The following is an 18,020-nucleotide window of genomic DNA, read 5'->3' as shown; positions in this document are numbered from 1 at the left end:
GCAAAACTGATTGCGAAAATTCCCTCAATTCTGTATAGCACTATATGATTTATTAGTTCGACTGCCACCGTTCCGGATACTGATAGATAGCCGAGAAATAGTAGTAAAATTACAGGAGTGAGTAAATTTCGGCCTCGTACACATCCCTGACTCGGGACCCCCATTCGTGGGTGTACGTATCGATGACGTCCTGTGCCACGTCGCCTCTGAGGTATTTGACGACGCCGCGGTCACCGGTTCGGTCCCGGAGGTGTGTCGTGAAGAAGTGCCGGAAGTAGTGTGGCGTGACGTTCTCTTCGGCCCCGCCACCGTCCGCGTACCAACCGAACTCGCGGGCGTGGGACTCGACGATGTGGTGTACCATGTTCGGTGTGAGACGCTCGCCCCAACTGTCACTCGTCGAGACAAATAGGGGCTCCGCCGCGGACCGCGTATCCGGGCGAATCGCGAGCCAGCGTCGCAGCACGGACGCCAGCTCCGCGTCGACCGGGATCGTCGTCTCGCGCTTTCGCTTGTTAGAGGCTGTCCGTTCTTCCCCGTTGGTGGTCTGGCCCCGGGTCGGGTCCGTAGCGACGAACAACGAATCCGGACGCCCTTCGAGCCCCGCTCGGACCTGAACGTCCGGCCTGGGGCCAGGGGTTTCGAGGTTGAGATCGCGTATATCGAGGTTACACAGCTCCCCGGCTCGCATCCCCGTCTTCAGCAAGGCCACCACGACAGCCCGTTCTAGCGGATGCGAGACGCCGTCGACGAACGCACGCATCGACTGGAGGCCTATTTCCCGGCGGGTCGGGTCGGTGTTGATAGACTCGTCCATCTCTTCCATGACCAGCGTCATCGGGTTCGATTCGAAGACCCCCACTTGCGTCATGTACGCGAAAAACCGGTGGAGATAGGAGGCATACGTCGCGACAGTGCTTTCCTCGACGCTGCCACGGAGACTGTGGACGTATGCCATGCAGTCCCGATGTGACGCCTCCCGAACGGGAACTGGCTGCCGGCCGTCAGCCAGATAGGATTCGAAGTCCCGCAGGACGCGCTCGTACGACGCACGGGTCCGGTCGCTCTTTCCGTGATACGTGATGTCATCGAGGAAGTACCCGATGGGATCCGAGTCGGCGTCCGGGGTAGCTGTATCCGCGCTCATTCGTCCCGAACGTACCCCCCGTGGCGGCCACTGTACTGCACTTCGTTGTTGGACTGCAACTCCTGCAGCGTGTCTTCGAGGCGCTCCTCGATATCGTCGGTCAGCTCCGCGAGCAGATCGTCCCACTCGTAGTAGTCCCCATCAGCCAGGATCTCCCGGACCCGGTCTTTCAGCCCGTCACCCCCAGGGGTTGTATCCGGAGAACGGGGTTCCTCGCTATTGCTCTCAGCGGCGTCCGGTTCGGCTGTTCCGGACGCTGCTGGCTCGAAGCCGCTTCGACCCGCCTGCACCATCGTCCGGACGAACTCGCTCTGGCTCATATCCAGTTCCTCGGCGTGGGCCTGCCACTGTTCTTTCTGGTAGGCCGGAACGTACGTCCGAACCGTCGCTCGCTCGCTGTCACTGGACATACTTCACCCTGGAACGCCGGGAACTTCAATGTAGTCCCATACTCAGAGATAAACACACTTATTTGGGTGTGTAGTACCCTATTTCCGCCCATTTCCCCCGCTTTCTGACAGATGAATATTATTTTAGCATGGGATAAGTACATACTCACAAATACAAAATCTCTGCTGGAATCAGGCCCTGACGCCAGTTAGCCCTGCCATCCAATGAAACCGAGGTATGCTGTGACGTGGCTTGAAAACCGCGAGTCCCAATCGGAACTTCAGTGTGGGAAGCAGCTACTGTGATAGAATCCATACTGTCCTGGACTGATTCGTTTGATGAGCAGTGACGCCGACAGCTATTCCAACCGACCGGCTGTCACCGATTCAGTTTCCCCGACACCGGTTGCCTCAACAACCCCATCACCAGTGTCCGCGATATCCCCTAGGGGAAACGCGTCAGGCCGGCAGGACGCCTGTGCCGCCGTTGTCGATCAGGGCGTTCGTAGCCCGACTGTTGACCCTCACGATCCGTTGGGCCGATACAGTACACCACTGACGCCACAGGGTGAATGTCTGCCGGGCTGTAGGCTCGGCCAACATGCTCTTCATATACGTTATCGCAATGAACAGGTCGGTAACTGAACGCTGTGTCTCTACGGGCACAGATCTATCTCTAGCGCGCAGGCGAACGGACACGCTCGGACGGTTGTACCGCCGCTTGGATTCCCGGATACGAGGCCCCCGTGTGGCGTATGTCCTTCTATATCAATCTCGTTTCCGAAATGGACGTATTCGCCGCTGAAAGCCTGTTGGCGGACGATGGAAGCTTCCGACCCGTTCGATAGGAGTTCAATAACAATCGTCTACTCCGCGTTGCCCCGAACGCCGAGAACTGAGACGTGCTTTCGGTACCGTATTACTGGAGCAACCCTACAGCCTGCCGTCTGTGGTGGTTCCCTGCAGTCCCCTCGAAGCGGCGTGTGACGTTTTCACCGAAGGGGCCGACACAGGTTCTCGTCGCAGTTACTGTACCAGATCACCACCCTCGCCTCTGTTTTCCCCGAGCATCCTCGGGACTTCTACGTTTCCGGTGATTCGTACCCGCGGGCCTCGGAGAATATTGCGCTTGGCTGAGTGGCCCGTACAGCGTTCTATCGTCGTGCGTAAACACGTGGCGTAGTTCAGCGGGATATTGTGGCAACCGACTACGCCCTCTCGTCCGACCACTCACACAGCAGAAACCATGCTATGGACAGACCGGCACTGTCTATGGGCTCCGAACGCTACGCGATTCTCGCCGGAAACCCCCACTGCATTAGCGTCTGCGGGCTAAAGCTAACGCTATGCACTATCGGCGACACAGACCATCTCAGGCAGGTGGGTTCGATGGCTAACGACGCGCTCGTTCTGTTGTTCATGATCGGTATTGTACTCGCCGTCATGGCTGTCGGGCTTATTGGTGGGTTCTATCTGGTCAAATACCTCGTCGAGCGCACGTTCAATTCGTAATTTCGGCCACCTCTGCTCTCTGACTGACTGAGATTTCAGTCGGTACTCCGTGCGTTAATTACTAAAGGTAATATGCCGCTGTGCCAACAGTGGTGTGCTCCCGACGTATAAATCATATATCGCTATATCGAATGTGGGTCGACTGTCCATTCAGTACGGAAGTCAAATATCTCTGTGAGCAGGCCATAGACGACGCACCGGCACACCGGCGTCTGCATTTTATAAGATGAGCTACACGTGGTTCCGATGTCAAGAACAGCATCTCCGGAGAACCGGGTGTCAGTGTTTGGTCGCTGCGAGAACGATAGCCGCCGCCAGAAACCAGCCCTGTAGCCCTTCCTGGTCGATGACTCTGGAATCCGTCAATCGTTGTCTTCCCCGGTCGCCACTCCCAGAATGGTCGTCTCGGCGTCGAAATACGACGGTGCGTCGGTATCGATTTCGAACTCCAGAACCGTCTCAAGGCCACCGGACCCAGCAGCAAGCTGCTCGGCGAGATCCGTGTACCCCTCAGCCAGCGTTCGGTACGCGTCAATCTCCGCCTGTTTGGCCTGCGCTCGCTCCTGCTTGGCCTCGATATCGGCGACAGTCGTTTCCGGGTCGACGACGGGGGATTCACTGTTGCTCTCAGTCAATGTCGCGCGAGCGTCGGCGGTGTCCTGTTCGATCTCTTCGAGCAGATCGGAGAGGTCCGTACTGAGGCGCTCCAGATGGCCCGCGAGAATCCCGGCCTGGGTTCGGCAGTACTCGGCGAGTTCCGCCTGGGAAATCTCGCCCGTGTCGTCGGTCATTGAAGACGATACAGCTCCGGCGCGAAAATCGGTTTCGGTGAACGCAGCGAGCGGCTACTCTTCGTCCTCTTCACCGAGACTCTGTGACGGACCGCCCGAGAAGACGAACTCGTGTTCGGCTTCAGTCTCGAAGCGGTTCAGGATGTCACCGAGTGGCTTCGCATACCGTTTGAGCTGTTCGGCACGCGAAGACACTTCGTTGAGCTCTGCGGCCTGCTCTTCGGCTGCTCCGGCGACGGTCTGGGTTTCGGCCATCATCTGATCGCTCGTTTCGGCGGCCGACTGGAGCGTGGTCGCAACCGTCCGGAACCGTTCGAGCGAATCGCCCAGATCGACGTTCGGATTGTTCGCCTCCAGGTCTTCGAGAGTATCGACGAGGGTGTCGAGCTCCTCTGAGATGGAGGCGAGGCGATCCTTTTGGTCGTAGGCGTCGTCGGAGATCTTCTGTGTCGATTCGGCGACCTGTTCGGACGCGTCACGGACCGACTCCGCACTGGATAGGACAACGGAACCGGATTCCGCGACTTCGTCAGCGAAGCTGTTGAGCTGGCCGACGGTCTTTTCCAGTTCGTCGACCATGCCGTTGAACTCACTGGCGATGCGGTCCATCGACTCGTTCTCGCCGTCGGTCGCCATCCGTTCAGTGAGGTTCCCCGCGGCTGTCTCCTCCATCACGTCGGAGAATTCATCGGCCTTCTCTTGGAGGTACTTGTTGACTTCGAGGGCTTCGGCCCGGGAAACCTCCGCCTCCTTCTGGGCGCGTTCGGCCTCGTTGATCTGTTCTTTGAGCGCATCGCGCATGTCAGCGAACCCGCTGTACAGGCGGCCGATGTTGTCGATGCGGCTGGTGGTGATCTCGACGTCGAGGTTCCCCTGTCGCATCTGGTCCGTTTTCCGGGTCAGCCGGTCGATCGATGTCGCCGTGTTGTACCCGAGTATCGCACCGACGCCCGCGATGAGCAACACCATCAGCGCCGTGCCGATGAGTCCGTACTGCTGGACGTTCTGGACGAACCCGAACACCGCGGAGTTGGGCGCGTGTACGAGCACGACCCAATCAGTGCCCTGAATCGGCGCGTAGCCGACAGTGTAGCGCTCACTGAGCACGTCGGTCTCCGGCATGCTATCGTCGACACCGGACTGCTGATCCGACGACCGGAGGTCATTCGCCGCGTCGATTGGTTCGGTGGCACGGGTGTCCGCACTGTATGGCTGCAGCATGCTCTCGCCGACGCCGCGGCTCCCGTCTCTGGGCTCGTCGATCATGACGACCGCCGAACCGTTGACGACCTGTGTGAATCCGCCGTCGGCCCTGTTACTCCCCTGGAACGCGTTCGCGATCTCGTCGAGCGAGTACTCGATGAGGATATACCGGTTCTGGGAGGCGTCGACGGGACTGGCGAAGCCGACGACCGGGCCGGAGTTCGTCTGGTACACGTCGGAGACGACGACATCGCTTGCCGTTTCGAAGTTCGCTTCGGTGAGCCACGCCCTGCTCGTCGAATCGAGCGGAGAGTTGGTCAGCACCTCGGAGTTAGACGTGCTCGCGACCACTTCAGACTGGCCGACGCCGCGCTCGACGAGATGGATATCGGAGGCGTCTGCCGACAAGGAGGCTTTTCGATTGTTGAGTTCTATCGCGATGTCGTCGGTATCGCTACTGGCCCAGATATCGTCGGAGGAGACGAACTGCGTCGATAACCTGTTTCGGTCGACCCACTGTGACAGGATGTTTGCCTCCTGTGCCGCGGCGTTTTCGTAATCACTCAGCACCTGCTGTTCAGTGTAGTTCCTGACTTGCTCTGTCGCGGCAAGGCCGACAAGCCCCACCGAAAGCGCCATGATAAACAGGACGATCCCGAACTTCAGTGCGAAGTTCCGCCGGATGAAATCCGGGACCGCCGTCGCCAGAATCCCGCCGGACGCCTTCGAGTCGGTATCTGTACTGTCTGTTGGCTGTGTGTCGTCTGTACTCATCGTTAGCTCTCTCCAAGCGAGCAGTTAGCTGCTGGACCGCTGTCGCACGCGTACTGTACATCCGCTGGCTCACCGACGAGGCCGTAATATGTGCCGTAGGAGTGCTGTACCTCCGGCTTCCCCTTCACAACCGGTACTCGCCGCATCGCCTGGTGATCACAGGCCCGGAGCGTCTGTGGTCCGAGACCGGCGTCGTACTCGTGGCCCTCGAGTTCTCCGATCACCTCCCTCGGGTCGAACGTTCCCGCACGTTCGACGGCGCTGGCGTACTGGAGCGTCTGTGTATACGCGATATGTGCCGGACCCGACGGCGGAGCTGATTTCGAGGACCCCGTGGTACTGCTGTACTCCTCCCGGAACGCCTCACGGAAGGCGTCGGAGAGCGGCGAGTTGATCGCCGGACTCCAGGCGACGGTTCCGATAACGCCGTCGATCGCCTCGCCCGCTGTCTGAGCGATTTCTAGCGAAGCCAGGGGAAGGACGATATCTGCCTCGGGGAACTCCTCCCGGAACGCTCTGAGGGCGTTCACTGCATCGAGACCACGGAGTCCGAGCACGATTACGTCGAAGTCGACCGACTCGATATCCGCTGCGTACTGGGAGTAATCACTTGTGCCGGCCTGTGCGTTGTATTCCCAGACAGGCGACCAGCCCAGTTCTCCGAGGACTGTGTCCATATCCTCCCGAAGCGTTTCCCCCCAGTCGCTCTTTTCAAAGAACTTCGTGTAGTTGACGTCCTCACCGTATTCTTCACGGAGAACCGGGGCCAGCGCTTCGGCCGTCATCTGGCTGTTGAACATCTCTCGAAACGAGTACCGGTTACAGTCCGCACCCGTGAGCGAGTTCGCGTGGGACATCGTCGACATGTAGACGACCTGGTTCTGGGCGGCGACTTCCTGATTGACCGTTCCCGAACTACTGGACGTGCCGCCGGCGAGCATGATGACCTCTTCGCTGTCGACGAGCCGTTCTGCGTTACTTCGGGCGGTGTCTGAACTGCCACCTGTGTCCTCGACAGCGTATTCAACGTCCTTATCGAGGAGGCCGTCACCGGTCAGGGGAGACTCGTACCGCTCGCTCGTCACCCACCCGCCACCGGTATTGATATGTTTGACTGCGAGTTCGAACCCTCGTAGTTCCTGTTGACCGGCCGGGGAGTACGTCCCGGAGGAAGCGACGTTGAAACCGAACGTCACCGAGTCCCCGGATACCGGATAGTTTCCGATCGGAGCGGGAGTCGGTGTCCCACCGCTGTCAGTTACACCCTCGCTACCACCACAACCCGCAAGTCCGACCAACCCGGACGCGCCGATTGAACGTAGTAAGTTCCGCCTAAAGACGGAGTTTCCACCACCGGTTCTCCCTGGATCCATACTGGCAATTGTAATTACTATCGCACATAAACTTTTGGAGAAGACTAACGCTGCCAGTAATCAACGGCCAAAACTACGAAATTACTCTCTACGACCCAGTAGGATGTAATTAATGAGTCCGCCAGACGACTGGTTCTCCGGGATTTATACATACCCAGCGTGGAACGTCGGATATGACGCAGTTAGTTACGTTCGGTGAGACGATGTTGCGGCTCTCGCCGCCCGACGACGAGCGACTGGAAACGGCGGACCAGTACGCCGTCCGGGCGGCCGGCGCGGAGTCGAACGTCGCCGTCGCCGCACAGCGACTCGGACTCGACGCACTGTGGGCCTCGAAGCTCCCGGATTCACCGGTCGGTCGCCGGATCACCGGTGAACTCAGACACCACGGCGTGTCGGTCGACGTCATCTGGGACGACTCGGACAGCGCCCGACAGGGGACATACTACCTCGAACAGGGCAGTCCACCGCGGGGTAACGAGGTGATATACGACCGGCAGAACGCCAGTGTCACGACCGCCACGCCGGCGGAGCTTCCCACGGATACCATCGCGGACGCCGCGGGATTCCACACCTCAGGTATCACACCGGCGCTCTCTGAGACGCTCGAATCGACGACGGCTGATCTCCTCTCGCTCGCACAGGACGCGGGCACGACGACGAGTCTCGACCTGAACTACCGCTCGAAACTCTGGACGCCGTCGGAAGCCCGGTCGGTCCTGACCGAACTGTTCCCGGATGTCGACGTGCTCGTGGTCGCAGAGCGCGACGCGAGCGTCGTGTTGGACCGGACCGATGACGCGGAAACGGTCGCCCGGGACCTCGCCGCCGAGTACGGGTTCGAGGCGACAGTGATCACCCGCGGCAGCGACGGTGCGCTCGCGCTTTCTGACGACACTGTGTTCGAGCAACCGACGTTCGAATCGACCGACGCGCATCCGGTCGGAACCGGCGACTCCTTTGTCGGCGGGTTCCTCTCACAGTACCTCTCCGGTGGCTCTGTCCCGGACGCGCTCGCCTGGGGTGCCGCGACGGCCGCGCTCAAGCGAACGATCCCGGGCGATATTGCCGTCGTTTCGCCTGACGAGATCCGCTCGATTCTCAGCGGCGAGACGGAAGCTATCTCGCGGTAGTTACGGCGTCCAGCAAGCTTCTTATCCCCTCGCTGGGAACGGCAGAGTATGATTAACTATGAACGCTGTAAATTGCGGATCGCCGGACACGGAGGCTATGATGCGTAGCGCAAAGATCGTCTGCACCCTCGGTCCGGCATCGGACTCGGTCGACGATATCGCGTCACTTGCGAAGGCCGGGATGTCAGTTGCCAGACTGAACGCGAGCCACGGCTCGCCGGAACACCGCCGGGAGATGATCGACCGCATCCGGACGGTAGACGAGGCAGTCGAGGAGCCGGTCGCGGCGATGCTCGACATGCCGGGGCCGGAGGTCCGGACCGCTGAGATCGACGCGCCGATTCAACTCACGGAGGGGTCGACGATCCGGTACGTCGTCGGCGACGACGCCACGCCGGAGGAAGTCGGCCTCTCGCAGTCGATTACGTCAGTCGAACCGGGTGACCGGGTGTTGCTCGACGACGGTCGCATCGAGACGACCGTCGAGCGCGTCGAGGGCGAAACAGTGTACGCGACCGTCGAGAACGGCGGCGAACTGGCCGCTCGCAAGGGCGTCAACGTCCCCGGCGTCGAACTCGGCCTGCCGACGATTACGGAAAACGACGAGCAGGAACTCGACGTGGCCGCCGAGAAGGAACCCGATTTCGTTGCCGCGTCGTTCGTCCGCGACGGCGAGGACATCTACGAGATAAACCAGGCACTCGAAGAGCGCGGCGTCGACATTCCCATCATTGCGAAGATCGAGCGGGCCGGAGCCGTCGAAAACCTCGACTCGATCATCGACGAGGCCTACGGCGTGATGGTCGCCCGCGGCGACCTCGGCGTCGAGTGCCCGCTGGAGGACGTGCCGATCATCCAGAAACGCATCATTCGCCGCTGCCACGAGGCCGGCGTCCCGGTCATCACGGCGACCGAGATGCTGGACTCGATGGTCCACTCCCGGCGGCCGACCCGCGCGGAAGCCTCGGACGTGGCAAACGCGGTGCTCGATGGGACGGATGCGGTCATGCTCTCGGGCGAAACCGCCATCGGCGACCACCCGACCCGCGTCGTCGAGACGATGGACCGGATCATCCGCGACGTGGAGTCAAGCGAGGAGTACGCCGAGTCCCGCGAACAGCGGGTGCCAAACGCCGGTAACACCCGGACGGACGCGCTGGCCCGTTCCGGCCGGTTCCTCGCGCGGGATATCGGCGCGTCGGCCATCGTCGCCGCCTCCGAGTCTGGCTACACCGCGCTGAAATCGGCGAAGTACCGGCCGTCGATTCCCATTGTCGCGTCGACGCCCAGCGAGCGCGTCCGCCGGAAGCTCGCGCTGTCATGGGGTATCACACCGGTCACCACCGAGTACACCACCGAAGGGGCCGACGCGATAATCCAGACGGCGGTCCAATCGGCTCTCGACACCGAGGCCGCAGAAAGCGGCGACACGGTGGTCGTGCTCTCCGGGATGATGACCGAACTGGAGGGAATGAACACGGCAAACATGCTGAAAGTCCACGTCGCGGCCGAAACGGTCGCCAGCGGTCGGTCCATCGTCGACGGGCTGGTGACCGGTCCGGTCCATCGGGTTTCGACGGCCCCACCACGGGAGTCACCGGGCGATCTCTCGAACGTCCCCGACGGGGCGATACTGGCGGTTCCGGAAGGGTTCGACGGCGAGTTCGTCGGCGACACCAGCCGTATCGGCGGCATCATCGACGCTCACGAGGGCGTCACGAGCTACGCGGCCATCGTCGCCCGGGAACTGTCGATTCCGATGATCTCGAACGCGGACCTGCCCGATGCTATCGCCGACGGATCGACCGTCACGCTGGACTCCGAGCGCGGCGTCGTCTACGAGGAGGCCGTCGGGCGGGAAGACATCTCGGGCGCGGAGCGAGACTACTGATCGCAGTAGAATCTGTGTAGTTAAGTATCGGTGGGGCAACGCTTCGACCAGCATGGGCGCTTACGCAGGGGTCGACCTCGGAGCGACACATATTCGCGCTGTTATCGGTGACGAGACGGGTTCGATAGTCGCGTCACACAAAACTGAGACACCGCGTGGGCCGGCCGGTATCGCGGTCACAGAGGCGGTCCTCGACGCGATCCGGCAGGCGTGTGACGCCGCCGATATCGCCCCCACAGACGTGGTTGCCGCTGGCATCGGGTCCTTCGGGCCGATGGATCTGGCCGAAGGCGTCGTCGAGAACCCCGCGAACCTCCCCGACACTATCGACCGGATCCCCCTGACCGGCCCGGTCGAAAATCTCATCGGCAGCGAGCGGGTGTCGCTGCACAACGACGCCAACGCCGGCGTAATCGGCGAGCGGTTCTACTCGGACCGGAGCCCAGATGACATGGTGTATCTCACTATCTCCTCCGGGGTCGGAGCGGGGGTCGCCGTCGACGGGAACATCCTGTCGGGCTGGGACGGCAACGCCGGGGAGGTCGGGCACCTGACCATCGACCCACACGGGTTCATGACCTGTGGCTGTGGGCACGACGGCCACTGGGAAGCGTACTGCTCGGGCGAGAACATCCCGCGCTACGCCACACAACTGCATCGAGAGGACCCCGTCGAGACGGCACTCCCCATCGAGACGGAGGAGTTTTCGGCGGCGGATATTTTCGAGTATGCCGGTGAAGACGAGTTCGCGTCCCACGTCCTCGATCAGATCTGTCACTGGAACGCCATCGGCGTCGCAAACATCGTCCACGCCTACGCACCCCTCGTCGTCTACGTCGGCGGGGCCGTTGCGCTCAACAACCCCGAGCAGGTGTTAGACCCGATCCGGGATCGCCTCGATGACATGGTGATGTCGAACATCCCGGACATCCAGTTGACGCAGTTCGGCGACGATGTCGTGGTACGCGGCGCGCTGGCGTCGGCGCTGACCGGCGGCACGGGCGACCCGTCACAGCGCGTCTGAAAAGTGTCGAACCGCTCGCGAACGGTCTCCCTACTGTTGCAGGTCGTACAGCCGCCGGAAGGCCGTCGGCGGGAACCGCGGTTCGACGCGGCTCGGCGGTCGCCCCTGGCCGTTGGTGGTCGTCGCCTCGACTCGGTCGACGACGCCGGACTCGGCCATCTCGTAGAGGAAACGCTTGACGGTCCCGGCCGAGAGATCGACGGATCCTGCCGACGCAATCGCCTTCGTCGTCGCCGTTACCGAGGAGCGTTCGCTCTCCTCTAAGTCGATGAGCTCTCTGAGGACGGCCTGTCGGTTCGTCGGCAGGGAGAGGACAACGCCCAGCGAAACACAGGGAACGGGCACCTCCGCGATGGCCGCGTCGACGTTGGCCTGCGTGATTCGGTCCTGACCTCGTTCCTCGGCCAACTCTGCCGCGATAAACAACGCGGCGAGGGCATCGTGGGCGTTTCCGTCCGCCCAGTCGGCGATCCGTCTCGCCAGACTGTGGTCGAGTCCCTGCTGGGCTAGCCCGTTCGACGTTCTGGTCATCAACACGTCGACGAGCATCTGCCGCTGGTAACGGTCGATACTGATCGATTCGGCGGTGTACCGCGTCAGTTCGGTCGCAGACGGGTCGTCGCGACCGATAGCGATCCAGCTGACGTTGCTCGGCAGGCCGGCAAACAGGTCGACGAGGGCCGGGGCCTGGATGCTCTCCGGTTCACCGATGTGGTCGACGGCGATGACGATGCCCGTTCGCTGTTCTCGCACCAGCTCGTGAAGTCGAGATTTGAGCGTCTCCGTTCCGATCCCGTGTTCCGGCACCGATTCATCCACGAGCGAATCTAGGACCGCGTGGTAGAACGCGAACTCGCTCGCGGTCTCTCGGGCGTTCACGTAGACGAACGATGGAGAGGTCGGTGGCTGTGCACGGGTCGTCGTGTGGATGATCGCCTGTTGTTCCGTCGGGAGCTGTTCTAGATTGGCGAACAGCGCCGTGATAACTGCGGACTTCCCCGAGCCGTGGGGGCCGTACACGTACGCGTTCGGCGGCAGCTGACCGTCGAACACCGGATCGAGATGGTCCAGAAGCCGCTCCAGAACCGGACCGCGGTCAGCCGGCTCCTCGATGTGGACAACCGGTGAGATGGCCTCGTAGTCCTGAATGAGCCGTGGCTCACCGTTCCGGCGTTGCCGGCGCTTGATTCTCGCTTCAATGTCCATCGTTCAGGGAGATATGTATTAGCGTTTGGAATCGGAAATATAGAGTTACCGTTTTAGAGTGGCCCTCACACCGGTAGCGGGACCCAGGAAGCACTATCGAAGACGCCCGCTATTGCCAGAATCGCGACAGTCAGCGTCCCGACGACGATAGCAGCCGCGGGCGGGTCGAAGTGTGTGTCCGAGTGCGCGTAGAAGACACGCTGGATGACCTCACCGGCGAGAGCGCCGTAGGCGCCGAACACACCGGCGACGATGATGGCGATGACAGCGGCCATCGTGCCGGTTTCGGGCGTCCCGCCGAAGACGGCCAGTGCGGCCGTGCTCGCGGGCAGGGTCATGTGGTGAGTGACCGGAATCTTCTCGACGCCGAGGTTCAGGAACGTCAGGCTCGCGGCGGAGATACCGAAGCCGAGGAACGGGCTGCCGGTCTGGATGGCGATCCAGCCGCCAAGCAGGCCGGCGACGAGGCCGATCATCGCGACGTTCGCCCATTTGTACTGGTGGGGGAGCCACGGCTCGACAGCGAGACGGTACGATTCCGCCGTTCCGCCATCGGTCTGGGCCTCGCCGCCGTCCGTGGCCATGCGTTTCTCGCCGCTCTCGAACGGCGACATGTCGAGGATGTTCCGGCTGCCAGCGCCGATGAGCGGGTAGCCGAACACGATGCGGTGGGCGACGGCCGACAGGACGACACCCATCGCAATCGGGTCCCACGGGAGCGCGAGCCCGCCGGAAATCTGACGCACGACCATCCCGAAGATACCGAACAGGCCACCGACGGCCAGGATGTCCGGGCGGGTGCCCAGCGCGTAGGCGATGTCCTTCGCGGGGTGGTAGTCGCCGTCGTCCGGCTCGTACATGCCGTCACTCTTGGCGGCGTAGGCGGCTGCTGCCGCACCACCGGCGAAGGAGATGTGCGGGCCGAAGACGGGACCGAACGCAACCGCACCGGTCACGCCGGTTGAGAGTGCCCCGGCGCCGAGTTCACCGAGTTCACCGGCGATTTCGCCGCGGAGAATCGACACGGCCTGCCCGGCGATAACCATGAAGCCGGTGAAACAGAACGCCGGGAGCGCGCCGACTGCCGCGCCGAACGCACCACCGGCGAACGCGGCGATTATCAACAGCAGGAGGTCCGGAACCCCCATACCGAAAACCGGAATCTGCATTGGCAGGGTCTCTATCATGGGTTATTCCTCCTGTGCCCAGTCGCGGGCACGGTCGACGGCGTCGTCCCAGCGGGAGTACATCTTGTCTGCCTTCTCGGCGTCCATCTCCGGCGAGAACTCCTCGTCGACCTGCCAGTTGTCGCGGAGCTCGTCGACGGTGTCCCAGTACCCGACGGCGAGGCCGGCCGCGTAGGCGCTCCCCAGCGCGGTCGTCTCGTCGACCTGCGGGCGGGCGATGTCCGTCTGGATGATGTCGGACTGGAGCTGACAGAGGAAGTTGTTCTTGACAGCACCGCCGTCGACTCGTAGCGTCGTCATCTCGACACCAGAGTCTTCTTCCATCGCTTCCGCGAGGTCGCGGGTCTGGTACGCGATGGACTCGAGGGTCGCACGCACGATGTGCTCTTTCCGGGTCCCACGCGTCATCCCGACGATAGTCCCGCGTGCGCGGCCGTCCCAGTGCGGGGCGCCGAGGCCCGTGAAGGCCGGCACCATGTAGACGCCGTCCGTGGAGTCCACAGAGCGGGCCAGTTCTGCCGTCTGTGCGGCGTTGTTGATGAGGTCGACGTCCTCGAGCCATTCGATGGCTGCGCCGGCGATGAAGATGGAGCCTTCCAGCGCGTACTGGACGGGTTCGCCGGACATCTGGAAGCCGACGGTCGTCAACAGGCCGTTGTCCGAGGCGACTGCCTCGGAACCGGTGTTCATCAGGTAGAACGCGCCGGTCCCGTAGGTGTTTTTCGCGTCGCCCTTATCGAAGCAGGTCTGACCGAACAGTGCGGCCTGCTGGTCGCCCAGCGCGCCCGCGACGGGGACTTCCTCCTCGAGGAAGCCGTCGGCGTCGGTGTGGCCGTACAGGCTCTCGTCGGAGGACGGGCGGACTTCCGGAACCATGGACTCCGGGACACCGAACTCTTCGAGGAGTTCCTCGTCCCACTCCATGTCGTGGATGTTGTACAGCATCGTCCGCGATGCGTTCGAGACATCCGTGATGTGGTTGCCGGTGAGCTTGTAGATGAGCCACGCGTCGATGGTACCCATCAGGAGTTCGCCGTCATTGGCCCGGTCGCGGAGGTCAGCGCCGCGCGAGCTCTGCATCTTGAGCGGTTCGGCGTTGTCGAGAATCCACTCGGTCTTGGTCGCCGAGAAGTAGGCGTCACACTCCAGTCCGGTCTTGCCGCGGATCCACTCGACTTTGTCCTCGTCCTGGATCTCCTCGACGCGGTCGGTGGTTCGGCGATCCTGCCAGACCAGCGCGTTGTGGACCGGTTTGCCGGTCTCCTTGTCCCAGACGATCGTCGTCTCACGCTGGTTCGTGATGCCCAGCGCCTCCAACTGTTCGGCACCGACGCCGGCGTCGGCCAGCCCCTGCGTGACGACTTCCTGCGTGTTTTCCCAGATTTCGACGGGGTCGTGTTCGACCCAGCCGGGCTCCGGATAGATCTGTTCGTGTTTCTCGTAGGCGTTCGCAACGACCTGGCCGCTGTGGTCGAATACCATGAAGCGGGTACCGGTCGTTCCCTGGTCGATCGCGCCAACGTATGTGTCTGCCATTGTTGTGTTCTCCGTGGTGGGGTAGCTTGTTTATGAAAGCTACCACCTTGCCAGTAAACAACATAGTGAACCATTATAAAGATTACTAATGGTGATGTTTAGCTAGTAAAGAAGGGGAGAGACGGTGCTACCGGCCGGAATCGTACCGTTCGAGCTGTTTCCCGACCTGTGCGTCGAGTCGTTCGAGCGCGGACGGGACCGAGTCGGGACCGTCCATACTGTCGACGGCGTCTTCGATGATCGTTCGCACCGTATCGAACGGGCCGATCTGCGCGCCCCGCGTCGCTGCGGTGTCGCGTGTCTCCATGAGTTGGTCGAACGCCGTTCTGTAGTGTGGGTTCTGTTCGAACCAGTCCGCCGACCGGAGCTGTGGAATCGCATCCGCGTGCACTGGGAAGTACCCGGTTTCTTGATGCCACCGGCGCTGCTGGGCCGGTTCGGTGAGCCAGGTGAGGAATTCGGCGACAGCGTCGTGGACGGCCGCTGAAACCCCATCGCCGACCCAGAGCGACGCGCCGCCGACGAGCACGCCGGTCCGGTCGTCGAGCACCGGGAACCGGCCGGTTCCGACATCGAAGTCGGCACCGCTTTCGATGCTGTTGAGCGACGACGTCGAGCCGATCAGCATCGCGGACTTCCCCTCCGAGAAGTGGGTCCGCGCCGCTCCTCTGGCTTCGATGCCGGGGTCGTGATACAGCCCGTCCGCCCCGAGCCCTTGCCACCACTTGAACAGGTCGTGGGCGAACGCCCCGTCGAGATAGCTTTCCGTCGGCGATCCGGCCCGACCGTTGTTCTGGTCCACGAGGAGCTGATCGGCCTCGGCAAACCACTGTTCGACGAACCACGAGTAGTTCGCGAACGTGATACCGGCATCCACACCACTCCCGTCGACAAGCTGTTCAGCCGCGCTCCGAACGGCAGCGAGCGTTTCCGGGGGCGAATCGGGGTCGAGTCCCGCCTGCCTGAACGCGTCGCGGTTGTAGGCCATCACCGGGTTCGACGCGTTGAACGGCAGCGAATGGAGCGTCCCGTCGAAGCGGTAGTAGTTCGTCACCGGATCGAGCAGCGAGTCGATGTGGGCTGTGGGGAGGAGTTCCTCGACGGGCTTGAAGTGTCCACTATCGCGCGCACGCGTAGTCCCGATCTCGAATATCTGTGCGATCCCGGGCGGGTCCCCGTTTTCGGCCGCATTCAGCGTTGCATCGAGGGTTCCACGGTAGCTCCCTTTCGACCGCAGTGCGAGACTGATACCGTCGGTCTGTGATTCGAATTCCCGGACGAGTTCTTCGAGCAGGAGCGCCTTCTCGCCGCCCATCGCGTGCCAGAACTCGACGACGGTTCCGTCCGTGTCGGCCGCCGCGCCGGTCGCGAGTTCGAAGGAATCGAGCGACGCTTCGAGCGACTCGGCCCGCTCGGTGAGCGTCGAGACCCGCGTCGAGACCTCCGCGAGTTCCGTCGTTTGGTCCGCGGCGGCGTCTGCAGCGACAGCCGCTTCCTCGGCGGTTCGGGCGCTTATATCCTCGACATCGTCGACCATCGACACGACTTCCTGTGTGGAATCGGCCTGCGTATCCGTCGCCGCGTCGATTTCCTGGACGCTGGTATCGACTTCCTCGACCATCGAGACGACGGAATCCAGTTCATCGAGCGCGCTAGCGACTGACGAGCGGGTGTCCTCGACGCTCGCTCGGGTATCGTACATCTCCGAAACCGTCGCGTCGGCCTGTTCGTGGACATCCTGAATGGAGGCCGCAATCTCGTCTGTCGCCTCCTTCGTCTCGGTTGCGAGCGATTTGACCTCCTCGGCGACAACGGCGAACCCGTCACCGGACTCCCCGGCCCGGGCAGCCTCGATGTTGGCGTTTAACGCCAGCATGTTGGTCTGATCCGCGACATCCGTGATGAAATCCACGATCTCTTCGATGTCCGAAAGGAGGTCGTTCAGTCGTTCGACCTTGTCGACGGTCGCTTCGGCGTTGTCGGTCAGTCGGTCGAGCGTCGTCATCGCTGCGGACGCCGATTCCAGCGCGGATTCGCCCCGCACGCTGGCTTCGCCCGAGGTGTCTGCGACCTCGTTCGCGGCGCTCGCTATCTCCTCGATCGTCGCCGAGAGGTTCCGCATCTCGTCGGAGATCGACTGTATTTCGTCGCGCTGCTCGTCCGACCCGGTCGAGATCTCACCGACAGCGCCGCTCACGTCCCGGCTTGCGGACTTGACCGAACCGAGACGGGTGTCGACCTGTTCCGTCGCGGCGGTCACCTGCTCGCTGAACGACGCCATCCGGTCGACGGTGTCGGTCCACTCTCGAAGCAGTTCGTCGTATGCGTCGTACAGCGGCGCAGCCGTCTCAATCGGCGGCTGCTCCGGTTTCGCCGTGAGGTCGCCGTCGGCGTTTGCCCTTGCGACAGTGGTGAGGTGGTCGACGGCGGTTTCGAGCGCGCGACGGTCCGCCCGCTCCTGTTCGAGTTCCGCCGTCAGTTGCTCACACCGCGCTTTCAGTTCCGCCCGTTCGGGGTCGTCTTTCGTCTGCCCGGTCTCTGACTCCTCTTGGGGGGCTTCTGCCGACGGCGGTTCACGCTTCGACTCGTCTCTGTCCCGTTCTTCTGTGACACCACCGTCGGTGTGTCCCCTGTCGGATCGGTCGCCTTCCGAATCAAGTGGGTTCCATTTACTCATTGTCGCTCACGTTGGCCGAACGGCCAACTCGTTCTCGGGAGAAATCAACTATCAAAATATATAATAGTTACTGTTGGACCGGTAGCAGTGATAATTATAATTTGTAGACGGTATCAATACTATAACGGAGTCCAGGAAGCCGTATCCATGGAAAATGGGAACTTATACCCCTGATCT

At 62.1% G+C, this 18,020-nt stretch carries 13 protein-coding genes; 4 read left to right on the top strand and 9 right to left on the bottom strand.

What is annotated here, in order from left to right:
- Positions 1-109 precede the first annotated feature (109 nt).
- Complete coding sequence (locus tag ACY9XZ_RS12890; protein WP_463457421.1) at positions 110-1,147, bottom strand: tyrosine-type recombinase/integrase; 1,038 nt, start codon at positions 1,145-1,147, stop codon at positions 110-112.
- A complete protein-coding gene (locus ACY9XZ_RS12885; protein ID WP_463457420.1) occupies positions 1,144-1,557 on the bottom strand; it encodes a DUF5805 domain-containing protein in 414 nt (137 codons plus the stop codon). The genes ACY9XZ_RS12890 and ACY9XZ_RS12885 overlap by 4 nt, the downstream gene beginning before the upstream one ends.
- Positions 1,558-2,808: 1,251 nt before the next feature.
- Here ACY9XZ_RS12885 and ACY9XZ_RS12880 point away from each other — a divergent pair.
- On the top strand, positions 2,809-3,048 hold the full coding sequence (locus ACY9XZ_RS12880; RefSeq protein ID WP_463457419.1) for a hypothetical protein: 240 nt from the start codon (positions 2,809-2,811) through the stop codon (positions 3,046-3,048).
- A gap of 362 nt (positions 3,049-3,410) precedes the next feature.
- Here ACY9XZ_RS12880 and ACY9XZ_RS12875 read toward each other — a convergent pair whose 3' ends face one another.
- From ACY9XZ_RS12875 to ACY9XZ_RS12865, 3 genes are read right to left on the bottom strand one after another with little or no spacing between them, the layout of a single operon-like run.
- Positions 3,411-3,839 (bottom strand): hypothetical protein, encoded by a 429-nt coding sequence (locus ACY9XZ_RS12875; protein ID WP_463457418.1) that lies wholly within the window; start codon positions 3,837-3,839, stop codon positions 3,411-3,413.
- A 54-nt stretch (positions 3,840-3,893) separates the two neighbouring features.
- Complete coding sequence (locus tag ACY9XZ_RS12870) at positions 3,894-5,816, bottom strand: HAMP domain-containing protein (RefSeq protein WP_463457417.1); 1,923 nt, start codon at positions 5,814-5,816, stop codon at positions 3,894-3,896.
- Positions 5,817-5,818: 2 nt separating this feature from the next.
- On the bottom strand, positions 5,819-7,012 hold the full coding sequence (locus ACY9XZ_RS12865; RefSeq protein WP_463457416.1) for an ABC transporter substrate-binding protein: 1,194 nt from the start codon (positions 7,010-7,012) through the stop codon (positions 5,819-5,821).
- 350 nt (positions 7,013-7,362) lie between these two features.
- On the opposite strand from ACY9XZ_RS12865, the gene kdgK1 reads away from it, so the two are divergent.
- The 3 genes from kdgK1 to ACY9XZ_RS12850 all read left to right on the top strand — a co-directional run bounded on the left by kdgK1 (position 7,363) and on the right by ACY9XZ_RS12850 (position 11,237).
- Entirely contained in the window at positions 7,363-8,322 is a 960-nt protein-coding gene (gene kdgK1 / locus ACY9XZ_RS12860) for a bifunctional 2-dehydro-3-deoxygluconokinase/2-dehydro-3-deoxygalactonokinase (RefSeq protein ID WP_463457415.1), read from the top strand.
- 100 nt (positions 8,323-8,422) lie between these two features.
- Positions 8,423-10,213: a pyruvate kinase gene (pyk, locus tag ACY9XZ_RS12855; RefSeq protein ID WP_463457414.1), complete on the top strand. Its 1,791-nt coding sequence runs from the start codon at positions 8,423-8,425 to the stop codon at positions 10,211-10,213.
- 52 nt (positions 10,214-10,265) lie between these two features.
- Positions 10,266-11,237: an ROK family protein gene (locus ACY9XZ_RS12850; RefSeq protein ID WP_424329448.1), complete on the top strand. Its 972-nt coding sequence runs from the start codon at positions 10,266-10,268 to the stop codon at positions 11,235-11,237.
- 30 nt (positions 11,238-11,267) lie between these two features.
- Here ACY9XZ_RS12850 and ACY9XZ_RS12845 read toward each other — a convergent pair whose 3' ends face one another.
- The 4 genes from ACY9XZ_RS12845 to ACY9XZ_RS12830 form a co-directional block, all read right to left on the bottom strand.
- Positions 11,268-12,443, bottom strand: coding sequence for a Cdc6/Cdc18 family protein (locus tag ACY9XZ_RS12845; protein ID WP_463457413.1), 1,176 nt, complete (start codon positions 12,441-12,443; stop codon positions 11,268-11,270).
- Positions 12,444-12,508: 65 nt separating this feature from the next.
- On the bottom strand, positions 12,509-13,630 hold the full coding sequence (locus ACY9XZ_RS12840) for a hypothetical protein (protein ID WP_463457412.1): 1,122 nt from the start codon (positions 13,628-13,630) through the stop codon (positions 12,509-12,511).
- 3 nt (positions 13,631-13,633) lie between these two features.
- Positions 13,634-15,166 (bottom strand): glycerol kinase GlpK, encoded by a 1,533-nt coding sequence (gene glpK, locus ACY9XZ_RS12835; RefSeq protein ID WP_463457411.1) that lies wholly within the window; start codon positions 15,164-15,166, stop codon positions 13,634-13,636.
- A gap of 127 nt (positions 15,167-15,293) precedes the next feature.
- Positions 15,294-17,843, bottom strand: coding sequence for an extracellular solute-binding protein (locus ACY9XZ_RS12830; protein WP_463457410.1), 2,550 nt, complete (start codon positions 17,841-17,843; stop codon positions 15,294-15,296).
- Positions 17,844-18,020 lie beyond the last annotated feature (177 nt).

The sequence above is a fragment of the Haloarcula sp. HT12 genome, assembly GCF_055271655.1.
Note: the sequence above shows the minus strand (reverse complement) of the source record. Positions and strands in the feature narration are given on the sequence as shown.

What these genes read in the sequence shown, in the direction of transcription:
- ACY9XZ_RS12830 (WP_463457410.1), bottom strand. Translation starts at nt 17,843, where the DNA reads ATGAGTAAATGGAACCCACTTGATTCGGAAGGCGACCGATCCGACAGG.
- ACY9XZ_RS12875 (WP_463457418.1), bottom strand. Translation starts at nt 3,839, where the DNA reads ATGACCGACGACACGGGCGAGATTTCCCAGGCGGAACTCGCCGAGTAC.
- ACY9XZ_RS12880 (WP_463457419.1), top strand. Translation starts at nt 2,809, where the DNA reads ATGGGCTCCGAACGCTACGCGATTCTCGCCGGAAACCCCCACTGCATT.
- ACY9XZ_RS12870 (WP_463457417.1), bottom strand. Translation starts at nt 5,816, where the DNA reads ATGAGTACAGACGACACACAGCCAACAGACAGTACAGATACCGACTCG.
- ACY9XZ_RS12890 (WP_463457421.1), bottom strand. Translation starts at nt 1,147, where the DNA reads ATGAGCGCGGATACAGCTACCCCGGACGCCGACTCGGATCCCATCGGG.
- ACY9XZ_RS12885 (WP_463457420.1), bottom strand. Translation starts at nt 1,557, where the DNA reads ATGTCCAGTGACAGCGAGCGAGCGACGGTTCGGACGTACGTTCCGGCC.
- kdgK1 (WP_463457415.1), top strand. Translation starts at nt 7,363, where the DNA reads ATGACGCAGTTAGTTACGTTCGGTGAGACGATGTTGCGGCTCTCGCCG.
- pyk (WP_463457414.1), top strand. Translation starts at nt 8,423, where the DNA reads ATGCGTAGCGCAAAGATCGTCTGCACCCTCGGTCCGGCATCGGACTCG.
- glpK (WP_463457411.1), bottom strand. Translation starts at nt 15,166, where the DNA reads ATGGCAGACACATACGTTGGCGCGATCGACCAGGGAACGACCGGTACC.
- ACY9XZ_RS12845 (WP_463457413.1), bottom strand. Translation starts at nt 12,443, where the DNA reads ATGGACATTGAAGCGAGAATCAAGCGCCGGCAACGCCGGAACGGTGAG.
- ACY9XZ_RS12850 (WP_424329448.1), top strand. Translation starts at nt 10,266, where the DNA reads ATGGGCGCTTACGCAGGGGTCGACCTCGGAGCGACACATATTCGCGCT.
- ACY9XZ_RS12840 (WP_463457412.1), bottom strand. Translation starts at nt 13,630, where the DNA reads ATGATAGAGACCCTGCCAATGCAGATTCCGGTTTTCGGTATGGGGGTT.